Below are 13,952 nucleotides of genomic sequence, written 5' to 3'. Positions count from 1 at the left end.
GATTCCAAGGGAGTCCTTCCAGGCAGTCCGCTGGGCGGGGAGCGCGCTGGTGTTGCGTGGCCACTTCCAAGCGTCGGGCTGGCTGTGTCTTTTAACCGAGGATCGCGTTTGAGGCCATCGGGGGAATTCGGAGGATTCCTGGAAAATATGATAAATGACGTATTTGTGACGCAAAAATTGTCAGAGATGTGATGAAATCACAAGCTTTGTTTTTAATCAAAAGAGCAAGTACGATGAAGAAAGTCTATGCAGGCGGAATGATCGCGATCGCTGCGACCGCCGCGTCCGCTGCGCCTGTCAATGTCACCATCGCCAGTACCGCCAACTACAGCGGCACCGACGACTACACCGCGTGCGCGACGGCATCCAGCCTGTGCGTCAATTTTTCCACCAGCCAGAATGTGTCCGGCACTTTCCGGATCGCCTCCACGCTGCCGGCGAATGCCAACAACCTGGAGGTGGGTTCCCTCGTCACGTCGTACAGCCTGTCTTCCGGCCCGGACACCATCTCGTCCACCAATGCCAACGCTCGGCTGAATTCCGTCAGGGTTTCCACGGACGGCTCTGGAAACATCACGTCCGTCGGTTCGGTGGAAGCGATCCTCTGGCTGACGGGCTCCAACCCCCACGCCGCCGGTAGTCGCTACTCCATCATCACCACCTTCATGACCTTCGCCTCCGCGCTGCACAATCGCAACTGCACGACCGTCGCTGTGGCCGACAGCGGTGCCGCCGATAGCTGTACTGGAGGTTCGGACGATTCATCCCGCAGCCGAGGCAGGGGGGCCAGCGTGAGCTTTTCCTTCGCGCCCGATCCTGCTCCGGCTCCTGCTCCTGCTCCTGCTCCTGCTCCTGCTCCGGCTCCGGCTCCGGCTCCGGCTCCGGCTCCGGCTCCTGCTCCTGCTCCTGCTCCTGCTCCTGCTCCTGCTCCTGCTCCTGCTCCGGCTCCGGCCCCGGCCCCGGCCCCGGCCCCGGCTCCCATCCCCACACTCTCGCAATGGGGTCTTGTGCTCCTGTCTTCCATGCTTGCGGCATTCGCTGCGGCGGTCCGGGGACGCCGCCGTGAGGAATCCGGCAAACCCAACGCGTAAAAACCAGTCCGCGAAAGCGGACTGGTTTCAGGCCGATGCCATCATTGCCGCCACTTCATGAGGCAGCAGGGTGCATTCAGCCCTGGAGCGCTGCCAGCTGCGGCACGCCGCGCCGCTTGGCCACGGCGATGGGCGGCGCCCAGCGCGAGCCCTGGGGCTTCTTGCTGGTCACGAGCGTGATCTCGGCCGGCTCGAACACTTCCAGGTTGTGGGTGATGGGGGTGGTCAGCACGTATTGCGCCTGTGTGGAGCGCAGGAAGTGGCCCACCAGCTGGATGTTGCGCACGTCCAGGTGGGCGAAGGGCTCGTCGATGAAGACGAAGCCGCCCGAGCCGCTTTCCTCGTCCTTGAGCAGGCCCACGAGCAGGATCAGCGACTTGATGACCTGCTGGCCGCCCGACGCCTCCCCGTCGTTCATGCCGATGCTGCCCTTGCCGTCGAACGCGAAATGCACCTTGAGCCCGGCCTGCGCGAGCACAGTGTCGTCGTTCTCCAGCAGGGGCAGGTCGGCCGCCACCTCCACGCCCGCCAGGGCGCCTAGTTCCTGGATGTTCTTGCGGTAGCGCCGCACGGTGCTGCGCAGCACCTCGATATAGCTTTCGCGCGCGTTCATCACGGCCGTGCCGGCCTGGGCGTTCTTGACCTGGTGGTCCGACAGGCTTGAGGCCTGCTCGCGCACGGTGGCTTCCATGCGGCGGTAGCGTTCCTCCACGGTGGCGTCCTGCTCCCAGGTGCCCTGTTCCAGCTCCTGCTCGACGGCGGAGAGCCGCAGCTTTGCCTGGGTGTCGTTCACGTATTCGTCCACGAGTGCGCTCAAGGTCTCGGCGGCCGTCCAGCGGGCGGGGAACTGGCGCCGCTGCGCCTGGCTGCGCGCTGCGGCTTCCACGTGTCCGCGGCGGCGCGCGGTCCATTCCTGCGCGGCGCGTTCGGTATCGCCGCGTGAGCGCCGCAGCTGTTGCTCCAGCCGCTGGTGCTCGTCCGTGAAGGCCCGGTGGCGGTCGTGCGCACGCGTGGCCTCGGTGTCCAGGCGCTGCCAGCGCTGGGCTGCGGCGATGCGCGCCTGCCTGGCCGCCGGCAGTTCCTCGCGCGCCTGGGCGAATTCCTCGCTGCGGCGTGCCAGCTCTTCCGCGGCACTGTGGCCTTCGAGCGCGCGGCGGGTATCGGTGATCTGCCGCTTCAGGGCCATGAGCCGGTCGAGCACGGGCGCGAGCTGGCCGTCGATCTGCGCGAGATCCCGCTCGGCGGCGGCGCGGCGCGCCTGCACGGCGGCAGCGCCGAACTGGTGGTCGCGCGGCTCCACCCACATGGACCGCGCCCCGCGTCCGTCGTGCATGTACGCCTGGGGCGTGATCCAGGTGCCGCCCAGGCGCTTGCCTTCGCGCGGGTCGGCCACGCAGCGCAACTGCTGCAGCTGCTGCACCAGCCAGCGCGGCACGGGCGCGGTGAAGCGCACATGCGCGAGCAGGGTACCGGGCTCGCCGCGCAACGGCTTCTCGCCGGGGCCGACCAGGTAATGGCGGTAGCGCTCGCGCTCGCCGATGTCGTAGGCCTCGGCCAGGTCGCTTTCCTTGTCGAGCAGCACCACCCAGCGGTGGCCGCGCAGCACGCCTTCGATGGCGGCGCGCCAGGCCTCGTCCGCCACCTCGATCACCTCGGCCACGAACTGGTGGCCGATGCCCTGCGCCGTGAGGCGCCTGCGGAACTGCTGCACCTCGGGCGGCAGGGGCGGCAGCGCCTGGCCTTCGAGCGCCTTGAGGGCGTCCTGCGCGATCCGGCGGCGCTGTTGCAGCGCGGAGCGCTCGTCCTGCGCGGCGGACTCCTGCTCCTGCAGCTGGCGCAGGTGCGCCTGCAGCTCGTCGGCGTTGCTGCCCTTGTCCACCAGCGCGAGCAGTTCGGCCTCGCGTTTGGCCAGTTGTTCGAGCGGTGCCTCGTGGCGCGTGGCGTCGTCCAGGGCCGAGCGCGCTTCGTCGCGTTCGGCGCGCAGGCGCTCGGCATCGGCCTGGGCCCGCGTGCTTTCGTCCAGCAGCGTGAGCAGGCGCTTGTTCTGCGCGGCCTGTTCGGCGAGCGCCGCGCGGTGCTGCGTCTTCTGGCGGCGCAGTTCGCGTGCCTGCTTCGCCAGGCCTTCGCGCTCGCCGTGCCAGCCGAGCACGGGCAGGACCTCGGTGCCCAGGCGCTCGCGCTCGGCCAGCTTGAGCTGCCAGGCCTTGTAGCTGGCGACGCGGTTCTGCAATTCGGACAGCTGCGTGCGGCTGTGGTCAAGTTCACGCTCGGCTTGCACCATCTCGCGCGAGAGCTGCTGCTGGTGCTCGCGTGCCTGGTCGTAGGCATCCAGCACCTGCTGGTCGCCGAACACGTCGAACACGAGCCGCAGCAGTTCGCGCGGGCTGAATTCGCACAGCCGGTCGGTCTGCCCCTGCTCGAGCGACAGCACGCGGGCGATCGCCGGAGACAGTCCGGCCGCACCGAGCACGCGGCCCCAGGCTTCCACGCCCATGAAGCCGAGGTCCTTCTCGGGCGTGTCGCGCAACTGCTCGATCGACACATCGCCATCGAGCAGGCAGTAGCGCCGCTGCCAGTCGCCGCCGTTCTTGTCGATGCGGCAGGCGAGCGTGACCTGGTCGGCGTACAGCAGCCGCCGTGCGAAGGGCCGGCTGGAGGTCTGGCGGCCCTGCGGGCGGTTGTCCACCACGGCGCGCAGCCACGCGGTCTGCGCGCCGGCATGGCGGGCATAGGTGCGGTAGTCGCGCGGGGCCGAGCAGCGCAGGCCCAGCAGCGTGCGCATGGCGTCCAGCAGCGTGGTCTTGCCCGAGCCGTTGGGGCCGGCGATGGTGATGATGGACGCGTCCAGCGGCAGCGCGACGCGCTGGCAGTAGTCCCAGTGGACGAGTTCGAGGGTTTGCAGGTGGAACATGGGCGGGTGGAGAGGCCCGGTCAGGCCGTGGGGGTCTCGGACCCGGAGGAAGAGGGGGCGGCAACCGCCGCGTCCGGCGTCGGCGGCGCTGCGGCACGTTCGCGCGCGAGCACGTCTGCCAGCGCGCCGTCGAGGATGCGCGGCGCGAGCACGTCGTAGTCGAGCAGCACGTCCAGCAGCGGGCCTTCGCCGATCTCGTCCTGGCGCCGCGTGATGAAACCGTGGCGTTCCAGCAGCTTGAGGTTGGCGTCCAGGCGCAGCTTCTTGCCGAGCTGGTTGCCATAGTCCTCCAGCAGCGTCTTGTACGACAGCACGGGACTGACGAGCCGGGCGGAGGGCAGGGGCTTGGCGCCGGGGAAGAAGTCGTTCTGGCCGTCGCCTTCGGCTTCGGTGCGGCTGGTCTGGCGCTCGCGCTTCGGTAAAACGATGAGCGCCCAGAGCACCACCAGCAGGGCCTGCGCATCGCGCGGCAGGTCCAGGTTGTTGTTGGCGTTGAGCGCACCTTCGCCGAGCACGGCATTCTGCGCGGGCTGCAGCAGCGCGAGGCTGACGTGGTCGGCGTAGATGCTGTCCACGAAGCGCAGCCCGGATTGCGCCAGGCGTTGCTCGACCTGCGCGAAGAGTTCGGCATCGACCAGCGCGCGCTTGACCCGCGGGTGGCTGCGCGGCAGCCAGCGGCGCGTGAGGAGTTCTGCGATCAGCAGGGCGGCGTCGTCCATGGGCAGCGGTCCATCCGGAAACGAAAAAAGGCAGTCAGGAAAAAACGAAACGAAAACGGTGGCAGGCAGCGGGCCGCGGCCTCAGCCGGCGGTATCCGGCGGAGTGTCCGCAGGCACCAGCCGGCCCCGGCTCACCAGTTCCACCTGCGGGTGGTCCAGGGCCTGGATGGCGGCCTCCCATTCCACGCGCCAGGGCTGGCGCGCGAGCGCCCCGGTGGCGCCGGGCAGCACGCCGGCCTGCGGATCGCCCAGCAGCGGCAGCAGCTGGGCCTTGTACGCCACCTGGGCATAGCGTGCGGAATGCGGCTCGGCGCCGAGCAGCGCGGCGGCCACGTCGCGCGGCGCGCCGGCCGCTTCCCCGGCGGGCGCTTCCAGCGTCCAGGCCGCCAGCAGATCGGACAGATCGCCCAGTTCGCGCGGCAGGGCCACGGCGGCCAGCGTTCCGGCCGGGGCTTCCTGGGCGCCGGGCAGGTCTTCCGCGGGGCCCTGGGTGGGGCGGTCGCGCTCGAACTCGGCCTCGGTCACATCCAGCAGTTCGTGCGGGGCCAGCGCGCTCAGGCCGGCCGGCACGGCCAGCGCGGTGTCGAGCAGCGCGGCGGGCTGGCGCAGCGTCTGCAGCCAGCGCTTCACGTCGGTGCTGGTGATGCCGGTGGTGCCGAGCGTCACGCGCTGGCGGTCCACCTGCTGCAGCGCGCGGTTGAACTGGCTGGCCATCGCCAGCAGGCGCGATTGCGCCTGGCCCAGCGCACGGGCCGCGCGTTCCATGGCGATGTGCCCGTGGGCATGGCCGATGATGGCCGTGATGGCGTCTGACGCCCGGTCGATCAGCACGGCCGCGCGGTCGTAGCGCTGGCGCGCCGCGCGCAGCCGGAACTCCGAACCGCTCGCGATCGCGTCGGCGAACTCGCCATGCAGCCGGGTGAGCTGCGCCTGCAGCATCTGCAGCTGCCCGGCGTCGAGTGCCCCCAGCTGGTTCGCGCCCACGACCTGCCCGAGCAGCGCGGCCAGTTCGCCGCCTTCGGCGTCCTGCACGGCCGCGTCGCCGCTGGCCAGCGGCGCCAGCAGGCCGGCCACGCGCTGCGCCAGGGGCGGCAGGGTGTAGGCGCGCAGGCTGTCGTCCCAGGCCAGCAGGCCCACGTCGCGGAAGCGCTTGAGCACGGTGTCCAGCGCCTCGGGCCGCAGCGCGTGGAAGAGTTCGTCGATGCGCTCGCGCGACAGCTGGGACTCGCCCTGGCGGGCGAGTTGCAGGAACACCCACAGGCGCAACTGCACCAGCGCGGCGGGGCCGTGGAACAGCCCGCTCAGCGCCTGCGACAGCTCCTGTTCGCGCGCGATGCGCCAGAGCAGGGGATCGTCCGTGGCGGCGTCCGTGTCGCGGAAGAAGTCGAACAGGGCGCCCGCCGCCTCGTCCGGCCCGCCGGGCAGCAGGGCATCGGCGTCCGCCAGGTCCGCCCAGGGGGCTTCGGTGCCGGGAGCCGGGGTGGAAGATTCCATGCGCGCCGCCATCATGCGCAGGCCAGCAGCGAAAGCGCCGCCACCGAGGCCGTCTCGGCGCGCAGCACGCGCGGGCCGAGGCTGGCGGGCAGGAAACCGCGCTCCAGCGCGAGGTCTTCCTCGTGCGGGGCCAGGCCGCCTTCGGGGCCGTGCAGAACCTGCACGCAGGCGGCGCCCGCTGCGGCGTCATGCAACGGCCGGCTGCCTTCGCGCAGCGACAGCACCAGCCGCGCGGCATCGGGCGCGGGGGGCAGCCGCAGCCAGTCCGCCAGCGGCACGGGGGCTTCCACCTGCGGCACGCGGTTGCGCCCGCACTGTTCGCAGGCCGCCGCGGCGATCGCTTGCCAGTGCGCCTGCCGCTTGAGCGCCCGCTCCCCGGAGAGCTTGAGCACGCTGCGGGCCGCCGCCACGGGCTGGATGCGTGCCACGCCCAGTTCGGTGGCCTTCTCCACGAGCCAGTCCATGCGCTCGTTGGCCGGCATGCCCACGACCAGGTGGACGCTGCGGCCGGCCTCACGCTCGACCGGGTCGTGCGCGCCTACCAGAACCTCGACATCGGACCGGCCCATGCGCGCCACCGTGGCGGCGTACTCGCCGCCGCGCCCGTCGAACAGCGTGATCGCGTCGCCGGGCTGCAGGCGCAGGACCTGCACATGGCGCGCGGCAGCGGGCGGCAGCGCCAGCGCGGCTCCGCTGGACAGCGGCTCGGGGCAATGGAAGCGGGGAATGTTCACGCTGGCGTCGTCGGTGTTGCGGATGATGGAGTGGGGAGTGCGGTGGGTGGCACCCGGTGTTCCGGGGCAAGGCCCGGGAGCCCGGGCCGGCCCCGTCAGACCCGGCCGAAGGCGTAGCCGGCCACGGCTTCGGTGCCCTCGACGGCGTCGATGAGCCGCAGCAGCGGCACGAGTTCGCGGTAGCGGCCTGCCGTGGAGCGGATGTAGCCGAGGAAGCGGGGCGTGTCGGCCAGGTAGCGGGGCTTGCCGTCGCGCAGCGTGAGCCGCGCGAAGATGCCGGCCACCTTCAGGTGGCGCTGCAGCCCCATCCATTCGACGGCGCGGTAGAACTCGCCGAAGTCGTCGCCCCAGCCGGAAGCGCTGCCGCTGCCGAGAATGCCCGCACGCCGGGCCTTTTCCCAGTAACGTACGGTAATGTCGATGACGAAATCCTCGTCCCAGCTGATGAAGGCATCGCGCAGCAGGCTGGCGATGTCGTAAGTGACGGGGCCCCACACGGCATCCTGGAAATCCAGCACGCCCAGGGGCGCGCCGGCCTCGGCGGGCACCATCAGGTTGCGCATCATGAAGTCGCGGTGCACATGGACCGACGGCGCGGCGAGGTTGGCCGAGACGATGGCGTCGAACGCGCGCCCCAGCGTCGCCTGCTGTCCGTCGTCCAGTGCGACGCCCCGGTGGCGCGCCAGGTACCAGTCGGGAAACAGCGCCAGTTCGCGCCGCAGCAGCGCGGCGTCATAGGGCGGCAGCGTGTCCGGCTTCGACGCCTGCTGCCACTGCAGCAGCACGTCGGTGGCCTGCAGGTACCAGGCGTGGGCATCGGCCGGGAGCGCCGGGTCGAGGCGCTCGATCACCGTTTCGCGGCCCAGGTCGGACAGCAGCATGAAGCCATGGGCTTCGTCCCATGCCAGGATCCGCGGCACGTTCAGGCCCGCCTCGGCCATCAGCCGCTGCACGTGCGCGAAGGGGCGGCAGTCCTCCTTGTCCGGCGGGGCGTCCATGACGATGCGGCTCGCGCCATCCACGCCATCGATGCGCAGGTAGCGGCGGAAGCTCGCGTCGGCGGAGGCAGGGCGCAGGCTGGACGGCACCAGGCCGTGCGCAGCCACCAGCGGAGCCAGCCATGCATCGAAGGCGGCGCGGCGGGAGGGATCGGGCCACGCGACGGCGTGGGCTCCGGCATCGGCGGCCGGGGAGGGGGGACGGGGGTGGCTCATGGATAATCCGATTTTACAAACCCGGTCTCTCCCGTCCGGGTGGCCTGCGGTGCCCGCCCCGAGCGGGCGCGCCGCCGACCGGTTGAATCCATGGACCTTTCTTCCTTGCCCGATCCCCTCCGACCGACGCATTCCCGCCTGCCTGCCCGCCGCCGGAACCGTGCCGACCCCCCGCGGTTCGAGCAGCGGGCGCTTGCCCGCCTGGCCGCCTGGATGGTGTGCGGGCTGCCGCTGGCAGCGCTCGCGCAGACCGAACCCGGCCCCGGCGCTGCGGCCGAGCCCGCTCCCGCCCTGCGGGCCAGCCCGCTGCTGCAGGAGAAGATTCCCGAGGACGTGCGGCCGAAGCTGCCGATCTTCGTGCGGGGCGACCATGTCTCCGGCCAGCCCGACATCAACGCGACCGTCGAGGGCAATGCCGAGCTGCGGCGCGGCGACACCATCATCCACGCCGACAGGCTCGACTACGCGGTGCCCGACGACCTCGCCAAGGCGCGTGGCAACGTGCGCATCAACCGCGCCGGCAACGTGTACGAGGGGTCGCTGCTCGAGTTGCAGGTGGATGCGTTCTCCGGGTTCTTCGACGACGCCAGCTACCGCTTCCTCGCCAATGGCGCCTATGGCGACGCGCGCCGCGTGGACTTCATCGACCGCGACCGCGCCGTGGTCCACGAAGCCACCTACACCACCTGCCAGAAGGACGACGAATCCACCTGGAAGCCGGCCTGGATCGTGCGCGCCCGCAGCATCAAGATCGACAACGCCGAACAGGTGGGCACGGCCGAAGGGGGCGTGCTGGAGTTCCAGGGCGTACCCGTCCTGCCGGTGCCCGGCAGCTTCACGTTCCCGCTGTCGGACAAGCGCAAGACCGGCCTGCTGCCGCCCACCGTGGGCATCGACAGCGTGAGCGGCGTCGTGTATTCGCAGCCCTACTACTGGAACATCGCGCCCAACCGGGATGCCACCATCACGCCCACGGTCATGTCCAAGCGTGGCGTCAGCACCAGCGGAGAATTCCGCTACCTGGAACCGACCTACAGCGGCGAGATCCGGGGCGACTACATGCCCTCGGACCGGCTGCGCGACCGCGACCGCTGGGCACTGGGTCTGAAGCACCGCGGCACCTTCGACACCGGCATCGGCGGCATCGGCCTGAACGTGGATGCGACGCGCGTGAGCGACGACAACTACTGGCGCGACTTCAGCACCCGGACCAACGGCGGCATCAGCCAGCTCACGCAGCGCCTGCTGCCGGCGGATGCGTCCCTGTCCTGGGGCGGCTACGACATGTCGCTGAGCCTGCGTACCCTCAAGTGGCAGGTCCTGCAGGACGTGAACGCGCCCATCGTGCCGCCGTACGACCGCATGCCCCAGATCCATTGGGGCTACACGCCGTCGTCGCTGCCCGGCGGCTTCGACGCCAGCGTCGAGGCCGACTACACCGACTTCCGCGCGGACCGTGCGCTCACCGGCCAGCCCAATGCCCGCCGCAGCTATGCCATGGCGCAGTTCAGCCGGCCGTTCCTGGCGCCGGGCGGGTTCATCACGCCGCGCGTGCAGTTCCACGCCACGCAGTACGACTTCGACAGCGCCCTCACGGCGACGGGGCAGCGCACGGCATCGCGCGCGCTGCCCACCTTCAGCCTGGACAGCGGCCTCGTGTTCGAGCGCGACGCGCGCTACTTCGGCCGCAACTTCGTGCAGACGCTGGAGCCGCGAGCCTTCTACACCTACACGCCGTACCGCGACCAGAGCATGATCCCGGTGTACGACACGGCGGCGAACGACTTCAACTTCGCCACCATCTACACCGAGAACGGCTACAGCGGCAATGACCGCATCGCCGACAACAACCTGCTCACGCTGGGTGTCACCACCCGCCTGCTGGACCCCGACGACGGCGGCGAGGCGGCCCGCTTCGGCATTGCCCAGCGCCTGCGCTTCAGCGACCAGAACGTGGTCATGCCGGGCGAGGCGCCCGTGAGCGAGCGCCTCTCGGACGTGCTGCTGGGGGCCGGTATCAACTGGACGCGCCAGTGGGGCTTCGACTCCACCGTGCAGTACAACCCCAAGACCGGCCGCTCCATCCGTTCCACCATCGGCGCGCGCTACAACCCCAGCGACTACCGCGTCATCAACGCGGCCTACCGCTTCCAGCGGGGCACCAGCGAGCAGATCGACGTGGGCTGGCAGTGGCCCATCAACGACCTCTGGGGCGACAAGGGCCAGAACCTCGGCCCGGGCCGCGGGCAGGGCGGTGGGCGCTGGTACTCCGTCGGCCGCCTGAACTACAGCCTGCAGGACCGCAAGCTCGTGGACACGGTCATCGGCTTCGAATACGACAGTTGCTGCTGGATCGGACGCGTGGTGCTCGAGCGCCTGCAGAGCAGCGTGACCACGGCCACCACCCGGCTGCTCTTCCAGATCGAGTTCGTGGGCTTCTCCCGCCTCTCGCTGGGTTCCGACCCGATCCAGACGCTCAAGCAGAACATCCCGCGCTACCAGTACCTGCGCGAGCCGGTGCCTGCGCCGAGCCGGTTCACGAACTACGACTGACGGCCGCAGTCCAAGACCCATCGCCCCGATCCGCATCCGACGCTTTTCCATGAACCATCGAGCATTCATCCTGGGCCTCGCGGGCTTCGCCGCCGCCATCGTTTCCGTCGCACCCGCGGGTGCGCAGGGGCTGCGCCTGCCCGGCGGCGCGGGGCTGCCGGCACCGTCGGCATCGCCATCGCTGCGCGCCGCGCCCCAGATCACCCTGCCGGATCCGGGCCCTTCGGCGCGTGGCGCCCAGGCGGCCCGCCAGGCCGACTTCATCGTCGCCGTGGTGAACACCGAACCGATCACGAACAACGAAGTGCAGGCCCGCCTGGCGCGCGTGGAGCACCAGCTGGCCGCCCAGGGCGGAGAGCGGCCTCCGCGGCAGGTGCTCGCCCGCGAGGTGCTCGAGCGCCTGATCAACGAGAAGATCCAGGTGCAGATGGCCATCGAGAGCGGCATCAAGGTGGACGACTACGCAGTCTCCCAGGCCGAGCAGTCCGTGGCCCGGCAGAACAGCGTGAGCATCCCGGAAATGCAGCGCCGCCTCGCGGCCGACGGCATCAGTCCGGAGCGCTTCCGCAGCGAACTGCGCAACCAGATGCTGATCCAGCGGCTGCGCGAGCGCGACGTGGAGTCGCGCGTGCGCGTGACCGATCTCGACGTGGACCAGTACATGCGCGACCAGCAGCAGTCCGCGATATCGGATCCGTCCAAGATCGAGCTGAACCTCGCCAATATCCTCATCTCCGTGCCGGAGAACGCCACGCCGGACGTGGTGGAGCAGCGCCGCCAGCGCGCGCAGCAGGCCGCCGACCGCGTGCGGGGCGGCGAGGATTTCGCCAAGGTGGCGCGTGAACTCTCCGATGCCCCCGATGCCCCCATCGGCGGCGAACTGGGCCTGCGCCCGGCCGACCGCTACCCGGACCTCTTCCTGCGGACCGTCCAGCAGGTGCCCGTGGGCGGCATCGCCGGCCCGGTGCGCTCGCCGGCCGGTTTCCACGTGCTGCGGGTGCTGGAGCGTTCGCGCGCCGGCATTCCCTCCTCGGCCGTGCAGACCCACGTGCGCCACATCCTGCTGCGCACCGGGCCGCAGCTGACCGAGGCCGCAGCCGCGGAGCGGCTGGCGGAGTACCGCCGCCGCATCCTGTCGGGCCAGGCCGATTTCGCCACGCTCGCGCGCGAGCACTCCCAGGACGGCAGCGCCAAGCAGGGCGGTGACCTGGGCTGGGCCGGCCCGGGCCGCTACGTGCCGGAGTTCGAGGAGGCAGTGGAAGCGCTCAAGCCGGACGAGATCAGCCAGCCCATCGTGTCGCGCTTCGGCGTGCACCTGATCCAGCTGCTGGAGCGGCGCGAGGCCAAGCTCACGCAGCGCGAGCAGCGCGACATGGTGCGCGATGCCGTGCGCGAGAAAAAGCTCGAGGAAGCGTTCACCAACTGGGCCCAGGAAGCCCGTGCCCGCGCCTACGTGGAATACCGCGACGCGCCGCAATGAAGCACATCCCGCGCAAGCGCTTCGGCCAGCACTTCCTGGCCGACCAGGCCATCATCGACGCCATCGTCCGTGCCATCGCGCCGGCACCCGGCCAGCCGATGGTGGAGATCGGCCCGGGCCTCGCCGCGCTCACGCAGCCGCTGGTCGAGCGGCTCGGGCGCCTGACGGTGGTGGAGCTGGACCGCGACCTCGCCCAGCGCCTGCGCAGCCACGGGCAGCTCGACGTGATCGAGTCCGACGTGCTCAAGGTGGATTTCTCCGCGGTGGCCGCGAACCTGGGCGCCACCCGCATCCGGATCGTGGGCAACCTGCCCTACAACATCTCCACCCCGATCCTCTTCCACCTGCTCGAGCACGTGGGCGTCGTCGAGGACCAGCACTTCATGCTGCAGAAAGAGGTCATCGACCGCATGGTGGCCCAACCCGCCACCAGCGACTACGGCCGCCTCTCGGTGATGCTGCAATGGCGCTACGCCATGGAAGACGTGCTCTTCGTGCCGCCCGAGAGCTTCGACCCGCCCCCGCGCGTGGACAGCGCCGTCGTGCGCATGGTGCCCCATGCCGCTCCCGCGCCGGTCGCGCCCCGGCTGCTCGAGGAACTCGTGCAGGTGGCCTTCAGCCAGCGCCGCAAGCTGCTGCGCCACACCCTCGGCCGCTGGCTCGAAGCCCGCCAGTTCACCGGCACCTTCGACACCCAGCGCCGCGCCGAGGAAGTGCCCGTGGCCGACTACGTGGCGCTGGCGCAGGCTTGCGCTTGAAGTCCTGTTCCAGTCACCCCGCAGCAAGGTGTCGTCACTGCGCTTGGAAACCGGCGCGGCCCAGGCCAGAGACACCGCGCAAGGACCGCCCCGCCGCGCTGGTGTCGTCCCCCTTCCCGTAGCGCGAAGCGCGTTGAGAGAAGGGGCTGAGGGCCGCGGCTCACAGCCTGCCTGCGCAGGCTGGGACGTGCCCGAAGAGCAGCCGCTTCTGGCGGCGGCGCGGAGGTGCGCAGCGCCTCAGGGGGATGTACCGAATCAGGCCGCCGCGAGCCAGTAACCCGCATTGAACGGGCTGCTCATGCGCAGTGCCAGCGGAGAGACATCCACGAGCTTGTCGGTGGGCATCTTCTCGGCGCCTGGGGCGAGAGCGATCTGGATGGGCTCCGCTGCGGCCTCTTTAGCCTCGTTCGCCCGTTCTGCCTGGCTGTTGGATGCAGAACGGGCTACAGAAAAGAATAGAAGCACCGGAAGGCGATCTTGCGGTCGCCCCAGTAGTCCGCGGCTTCACGGAAGATGTCCAGGAGCTGCTCGCGCGCTTCCTTGTCGAACTTCACGGTCGTGGGGATCTGTTCCAGCACCACGATGAAGCCGGGCTGCGGGCCCGATTTATGCAAGGGGTCGGTCATGCAGTCGTACAGCGCATCGAAATTCTTGCCGAAGTGCGCCGGGAACATGAACTGGCTGGCGATGAGTTCCAGGACGTCCTGCTTGGTCTGCGCGTGCGCGAGGTTGGCATAGAGGAAGTGCTGGCCCAGCGCCTGGGCGGAGGCCTGCAGATCCTGCACGCGGAAGGCCCGGATCGACTGCACGATGTTGGGGCGCACGCCGCGCAGTGGGTTGTCCTGGTCGGTACGAAGTGGCATTTCCATCTCCGCTGCTCTTTCTTTATGTAGTCACCAATGAGGAATATCGCCGGAAACCGCCCGGATGGCACGGTTTCTCAGGAAAAGAGTCGGCAGGCCTGCGATCGTTCAGTGCATCGGCTCCTGCCCGCTGGG

At 70.0% G+C, this 13,952-nt stretch carries 10 protein-coding genes; 4 read left to right on the top strand and 6 right to left on the bottom strand.

The genetic code is table 11. The features are described 5' to 3' along the window. Positions 1-233: 233 nt before the first annotated feature. Positions 234-1,091, top strand: coding sequence for an IPTL-CTERM sorting domain-containing protein (locus ACGHC0_RS24630; RefSeq protein WP_415267043.1), 858 nt, complete (start codon positions 234-236; stop codon positions 1,089-1,091). Between the two features lie 76 nt (positions 1,092-1,167). Here ACGHC0_RS24630 and ACGHC0_RS24625 read toward each other — a convergent pair whose 3' ends face one another. From ACGHC0_RS24625 to ACGHC0_RS24605, 5 genes are all read right to left on the bottom strand, one after another. Further along, positions 1,168-4,002 carry an ATP-binding protein gene (locus tag ACGHC0_RS24625; RefSeq protein ID WP_368353416.1) on the bottom strand — a complete coding sequence of 945 codons (2,835 nt, stop codon included), beginning with the start codon at positions 4,000-4,002 and terminating at the stop codon, positions 1,168-1,170. 20 nt (positions 4,003-4,022) lie between these two features. Next, a complete protein-coding gene (locus ACGHC0_RS24620; RefSeq protein WP_107161797.1) occupies positions 4,023-4,721 on the bottom strand; it encodes a hypothetical protein in 699 nt (232 codons plus the stop codon). Positions 4,722-4,802: 81 nt separating this feature from the next. Next, positions 4,803-6,230, bottom strand: coding sequence for a hypothetical protein (locus tag ACGHC0_RS24615; protein ID WP_415267042.1), 1,428 nt, complete (start codon positions 6,228-6,230; stop codon positions 4,803-4,805). Beyond that, on the bottom strand, positions 6,227-6,943 hold the full coding sequence (locus ACGHC0_RS24610) for a 16S rRNA (uracil(1498)-N(3))-methyltransferase (RefSeq protein WP_368355702.1): 717 nt from the start codon (positions 6,941-6,943) through the stop codon (positions 6,227-6,229). The genes ACGHC0_RS24615 and ACGHC0_RS24610 overlap by 4 nt, the downstream gene beginning before the upstream one ends. A gap of 101 nt (positions 6,944-7,044) precedes the next feature. Further along, positions 7,045-8,163, bottom strand: a complete 1,119-nt coding sequence (locus tag ACGHC0_RS24605; RefSeq protein WP_415267041.1) for an aminoglycoside phosphotransferase family protein — start codon at positions 8,161-8,163, stop codon at positions 7,045-7,047. Between the two features lie 90 nt (positions 8,164-8,253). On the opposite strand from ACGHC0_RS24605, the gene ACGHC0_RS24600 reads away from it, so the two are divergent. Genes ACGHC0_RS24600 through rsmA form a run of 3 tightly spaced genes read left to right on the top strand, consistent with a single transcriptional unit; the run spans position 8,254 to position 12,954 of the window. Beyond that, positions 8,254-10,716: an LPS-assembly protein LptD gene (locus ACGHC0_RS24600; protein ID WP_415267040.1), complete on the top strand. Its 2,463-nt coding sequence runs from the start codon at positions 8,254-8,256 to the stop codon at positions 10,714-10,716. 49 nt (positions 10,717-10,765) lie between these two features. Next, the gene (locus ACGHC0_RS24595) at positions 10,766-12,196 is read left to right on the top strand and encodes a peptidylprolyl isomerase (RefSeq protein ID WP_368353412.1); all 1,431 of its coding nucleotides are present in this window, start codon (positions 10,766-10,768) and stop codon (positions 12,194-12,196) included. Next, entirely contained in the window at positions 12,193-12,954 is a 762-nt protein-coding gene (gene rsmA / locus ACGHC0_RS24590; RefSeq protein ID WP_415267039.1) for a 16S rRNA (adenine(1518)-N(6)/adenine(1519)-N(6))-dimethyltransferase RsmA, read from the top strand. The genes ACGHC0_RS24595 and rsmA overlap by 4 nt, the downstream gene beginning before the upstream one ends. A 443-nt stretch (positions 12,955-13,397) precedes the next feature. On the opposite strand, the gene ACGHC0_RS24585 is transcribed toward rsmA, so the two are convergent. Continuing rightward, entirely contained in the window at positions 13,398-13,823 is a 426-nt protein-coding gene (locus ACGHC0_RS24585) for a barstar family protein (RefSeq protein ID WP_019703941.1), read from the bottom strand. Between the last annotated feature and the right edge of the window lie 129 nt (positions 13,824-13,952).

Origin of the sequence: Acidovorax sacchari (genome assembly GCF_042847045.1) — a bacterium.
Classification (GTDB): domain Bacteria; phylum Pseudomonadota; class Gammaproteobacteria; order Burkholderiales; family Burkholderiaceae_C; genus Paracidovorax; species Paracidovorax sacchari.
The sequence above is the reverse complement of the archived record's forward strand: the minus strand, read 5'-3'. Positions and strand labels throughout refer to the sequence as shown.